The 5,553-nt window shown below is 45.7% G+C and carries 3 protein-coding genes; all 3 read right to left on the bottom strand.

Annotation, left to right across the window (positions count from 1 at the left end; all coding sequences use genetic code 11):
- Positions 1-2,926 (bottom strand): ankyrin repeat domain-containing protein (locus tag KDK14_RS02220; RefSeq protein WP_257263389.1); only part of this gene is annotated, 2,926 nt, incomplete at its 3' end.
- A gap of 162 nt (positions 2,927-3,088) precedes the next feature.
- Positions 3,089-3,979: an ankyrin repeat domain-containing protein gene (locus KDK14_RS21580; protein WP_257263388.1), complete on the bottom strand. Its 891-nt coding sequence runs from the start codon at positions 3,977-3,979 to the stop codon at positions 3,089-3,091.
- A 55-nt stretch (positions 3,980-4,034) separates the two neighbouring features.
- Complete coding sequence (locus tag KDK14_RS02210) at positions 4,035-5,282, bottom strand: ankyrin repeat domain-containing protein (protein WP_257263387.1); 1,248 nt, start codon at positions 5,280-5,282, stop codon at positions 4,035-4,037.
- Positions 5,283-5,553: the final 271 nt, after the last annotated feature.

The following is a 5,553-nucleotide window of genomic DNA, read 5'->3' as shown; positions in this document are numbered from 1 at the left end:
GCACCTTATTATTAAAAGGCTTATTAACATGCATTTGCTGCAGCCTGAAGTGATGGGTTGTGATGGAGTCCTTATCCAGGCAGCTGTTGATATAACCGGCCAGGGCTTTATCGGAAGGATCAAGCGCTGCGACTAACGCTTTTTTTTCAATGTCACCCATTTTATTCCCTTTTTGTAATAGGCTCATAATGGTGACTGATCTCAATTGCAAAGGCGATGGTTGAGGATCAGCCCAGACAAAATCGATCGCCCTGCTTTTAAACTTGATTGCCTTTATCCTTTCAATAAAAGAGAGGGCCGCTTTATATTGGCCTTTCCCGACCATCCTTGACAATAAGTCAAGGGCCAAAATATCGGCTCCGTCCATTTCCATCTGCAATTTGCACGAAAAGGCCAGGGCCTTTAAAGCCTCCAGTGGCCCGCCCATATCCTGGGCCACTGGCGTTTGCCCCCGGGGAAGTAGAGAAAGGTGGGGTTGGCCATTTTGCAACAGGGTTGTGGTGAGATTGGCACCTTCACTTAACACCGGGAACCGGGAGCTTTGCACCAGTTGGTTGAAACTTTGCCTTGGCAAACTGGGCATAAGACACAGTAACAATTGACCCTTGCCTGCAGCCATCAAAGAGGCCCGGTCTTGTTGGTCCCGAAAGTCAATCAGTGTGAAGCCTGTGGTTTTCGCGATTTTGTATAATGCTCTTTTGCCGTTAATATCATCATCACCAAAAGCGCTGACTGTGGTGGTCACCACCACCGGGAGTGCATCCGTTACCTGACCATGGTTTAATTTAATAGCACTAAGCCAATTGGTTAATATCGTTTGTTTACAATGTCGCAGGTCGGAATGATGCAAACCATAAACGACAGCTGTTTGTATTTTTCCGTTAGCGGATAAATCACACAGTTGGTTAATAGCCAAGATTAATGTTGCTGCATGGCTGTTAACAGATGCGGTTGATATTTCAGTTTCCTGTGGCTGCAGATCATCATCGGGGATAATGGCGTTTATTGGTAGATGTAAAGGGGAGACATTGCAATTTGGCATTTTAGTATTATGGTTAATTTTGTTAACCTTTTCTTCCGATGTATCGGCATCCGAATACATCGATTGTTTTTCAACGAAAAAACGATAGGGTGTCAAGTTAATAAAAGATTCTTGTGCAAACCCCAAGTGTTGATACATTATCTTGGGGCTGAGAAATGAAAGCGTAATGGTGGCATCGATTTTATTCTCTCTTCTAAAGTTACAGGTGGAAATGATAATCTTTGTGCCTTTTGAATATATTTCCTGAATGCCCGGTTCAAGCTTTGTTCCTGGCAGTAAGTAAGCCAGTTTGGATAAAGCTATACGTTGTTTCTTGATATATTTCACCCGTTCTTCACTGTTAAATTTTTGTCGTGTAACGAAATCACTGTCATCCGGGGGTGACAGTTGTACATGGATCGTTTTTACACCCAAAGAAACCAGGGTTTTAATCAGCCCGACAGATGCTGTGGCATCACCCATTGCCCAGAACTGACCTTTTTCATCGGTATTCTCTTGAATGGCACAACGGACATAAACCCCTATTTTCTGCAATCCGCTTAATAAGGCTTTAACCCGGGGCAAAATGGATGATGCTGTCTCGGGCAAGCTGATATCGAGCAGGTAAGATAAAGAATACAGATGCTTTCGTAAGGCTTGTGTTTCTGCCATGGTATTTTTGGCAGTTTTTTCTGCTTCACGCTGCCAGGTCTTTTGGAATAGTGTTTGATCGAAATTCTGCACCGGGCAAAAAGGGAGTTTCATTTTCTGCCGGGCAGCCCTGATCAGTTTTGCACAGGAACCATTTTCTTTACACTCAAATTCATCGGCATATTCCATTTTCGTCAACCGATCGATAAAGTATGGCTGCTCAAGCAAATATTTTAGAATTTTATCTTGGCCGCTATTTATAGCTAACAGAATTATAGAATCTACTGCCAGGAAATCAGGACGTTTCGAGGTGAAAGAATCTGGGTACGTTTGTACAAACCATTTTACGCAATCAAGCTGTCCATGCTGTACAGCATAGCGAACAAGAGAATAGGGTTGAAATAGAAAGGAATCAGATTTTATTCGGCTGAGAATAAATGCGACGCAATCTTTATGCCCATTCTTTATCGCAAAAGAAATAAGCGGGAAATCGCCATAATACATACACCTGATACTTTCATAATCAAGCATGGCCATTAAGCCGGTTATATTTCCGTATTGAGCAGCCAGGTGAACCGGTGTTGATCCTGATTTATCTTTTGCCAGCATTTCCTTTTCCAGTGTCGTATAGCTGCAGTTATCAAGGAGAAATGCCAGACAATTGTTTTGATTTCCTTTGGCTGCGATATGCAAAGGTCGTTCGTCGTTATCATTTGTTGCCTGCAACAAGTGCCTGGCGCCATTAAATAACAGTCGGCATAAGTCATCATGGCCATGAAGCACCGCCAGATGCAGGACTGAATTACCTTTTTCATCTTCAATGGTTAAAGAAAGGGGGTTATTGTTAATGCATTCTTTTACTTTATCGGTATCCCCCTGTTTTATCAGGTTTATCAGGACTTGTGTGGCTGAATGATCCAAATGGCATCGCTGACACTCTGACACCGCCTTCGAACGAACTTGAAGTTCCATTTCTAGCGGTTTATCAGATGGTGCCGGGCGTGATGTTTTATTATCGGATCCGGAGTAAGGGTGGCCGGGCACGGAGCGTACCTGACCCGGTTTTACCGATTTTTTGAAGGGTAAACTGGTCGATGGCGTGCTTTGGGCAAGTTGCAATGCCATGCCTCGGTCAGCAGGTATTCCTATGACTGCGCCTGTATGGTAATTAACCTTTACGGGTGTGGTTTTATCAATACTTACCGGATTTTGAAGACAGTCTGGTACCTGTGTTATCCCACCCATTGGCTGCATTGTTGTTTCCTTCAGATAGCTTTGCCTGTGTCAGTCACCGTGTTAAATAACAAATGACCTCACTAATTTGACAGATAATGCCTGGAAAAGTTCTCATTCCGAAAGCTTTTATGTGACAAGGCAGCTCTCAGGCAATGCTGAGTGGGAGTATCGTAACCGTAATCAGTTATCTGAGTACCTGGCGCCCAGAATCAATAATCTTTGGATTATTGGCCATTTAGGACCTACGGCCTGCATCAACGGGGATTGGCCGTCGGTGTTCCTGGCATTCAGTATCAGTTTAAAGTCGCGATGTTGCCCTAGTGCATTAAGGGCATCCAGATCACCCTTTTCTAGCGCATATTCCAGTGCATTTTTACCGGACCATGTCTGATCGATACTGGCACCAAGATCCACCAGTCTTCCGGTCATTTTCGGGTTATTACCGACCACCGACAGGATTAACGGCGTCGCGCCCGAGTCACTTGTGGCATTCAGGATCATTTTGAAATCAGGATGTTTCGCCAACTCCTCAAGTACTGCAATGCTGCCCTGCTCTGCGGCACGATGCAGGACATTCTTGCCCTCAAAAGTTTCAGAAATTCTGGCACCATTGAGCAAGGCTGTACGAACCAGCGAGGCATCCTGCTTTTCTGCTGCCAGTAACAGTGGTGGGCATTCAGACGACCAGGAACAACCCTCATTGACCCGGTCCTGATCCTGACACATGGCTTGCAGTCTGGCATCCATATCGGGTGATTCAGAGTCGGAAGTAGTGGACTCACACGGAAGATAACGATCGGGGTGGCTAACTGCGCGTACGGACCCTCCCTCAAGCCGTTCAAGGCCAAGTTCGGGAGGGCAATCTATGCGTGGATAGACATTTCCGCTTCTGGTACACAAACCGTAATATTCAGCAGGTCGTCCATAGACATTAAAGCCGCAAAAAGCCACTTGATTGTTATGGTCAGATTCGCTGCGGTTATTGTTGCTGCTGCCACCAACGTTATTGGTACTTCCTTGACAGCCATTCTGGCTGCCAGAACTGCTGCTAAAAGATCCGATGGTTTGCACGATTGGGCTCCTCTGTTTTAAGGATTGCTAAAAACTAGCAGAAATCTACTGTCTATCAAGCTGCTCCATGATCCAGCAGGAGCCTGGCAACCCTCTCGTGCCCATTCTCCTTGGCTACCATGTAGGCTGTGCGACTTTGGCAGCTTGCATCATGACTTTTTTCGACAGGGTTGGGGTCTGCGCCGGCCTCAAGGAGTGTTTGGACTATTGATGTCTCACCTTCGCAGCTGGCAGACCACAGTGCTGTACAGCCTTTGTATTCTCCGCCACTCAGGGCGGCATTGAGGTTGGCTTTTTTATCTATGAGAAGTTTGACAAACTCCTCATTGCCAAAGCAAGCAGCAAGCATCAAGGCTGTGACACCCTCACAATCACCGGCACTTATGACAGCATTAACATCAGCCCCATGCTCTACCAGAATTTTTCCGACATTGGTATGTCCTTCCTTGGCGGCCATCATCAGGGAGGTACGGCCATCGTTTTCGCCCCCATATTCGGCTTCATTGGCGTTTGATCCTTTCTCCAACAGATATTTAACGATGTCGACGTGGCCTTCCTGGGCAGCCATCATCAGGGGTGTAAAGCCGTTAACTTCATCATTGCTCAAGTTTTCATCAACCTTTGCCCCATTGTCCACCAGACATTGAACAGTTTCGATGTCTCCCATGTTGATAGCATAAAATAGGGGTGGTTCAGTTCGTATCTCACCGGAATCACTCCTTATCGCATTAACATCGGCCCCCCGCTGTACCAGAAGATCAACGATTTTCTTGTGTTCCTTACCATTTTTAAGCGCGATTATCAGGGGTGTGGTGTCACTTGATTCCGGCGAGTCTTGAAAGCGGGCATTGATATCTGCCTCTAACTTCAACAGGAGTTTGACGATAGCGAGCTGATTAAAATCGACAGCAGCGTGTAGCAAGGTAACCTCGTGGCCATGCTCAGGATCATTGAAGTATTTCCGCACGGCCTCAGGGTCGTTAGTCAGTATTGTTTCAAGGTCTTTTGTATTACCTGTACAAGCAGCCTCCAGAGCCGGGTTTCGGCAGTAGCGGTCAGCATCATCGCAACCACCGAGATATATTTTGAGGGGAAGAGGATTTTTGTTGCATACAACACAAACCCTTTCGTCAAGTTTCAAGCTATCAAAGTATTCGAAGATGTTTCTCTGTTCAAAGATATGCCCGCACATGGTTTCCATCAAACAGGGGCGGGGAACGGACTTGATATAGTTAATAGTGACAAGATTGTCAACGGGTTTATTGACGGTGGCAGGTGGAGTAAACGAAGATACATTATTCATACTAAATCCTTGGGGCCTGTTGAGAATTAATTAATTGCTGAGTTCATGTTTGAGGCATTTTTCCAGAGGTCATTTAAAGCCAAATGGAATCGAATATTTCTGGCTACCTGGGCCAATACTTTGCCGTGAAAAATATTTTGCTTAACCCTTTTTCATCCCTTGGGGTGGCACAAACTATTTTCACGCGCCATGGGCATTTGTGTGGCACAACGAAGGGAGCATAGCCAAAGCTATGTGACCGGAGTTGTAACGCCGCACGACTGTCTGGATG

Source organism: Endozoicomonas sp. ONNA2 (assembly GCF_024606365.1).
In the GTDB taxonomy this organism is placed as follows: Bacteria; Pseudomonadota; Gammaproteobacteria; order Pseudomonadales; family Endozoicomonadaceae; genus Endozoicomonas.
The sequence above is the reverse complement of the archived record's forward strand: the minus strand, read 5'-3'. Positions and strand labels throughout refer to the sequence as shown.

Coding starts and splice junctions, on each gene's coding strand:
- KDK14_RS02210 (WP_257263387.1), bottom strand. CDS start 5,282: ATGAATAATGTATCTTCGTTTACTCCACCTGCCACCGTCAATAAACCC.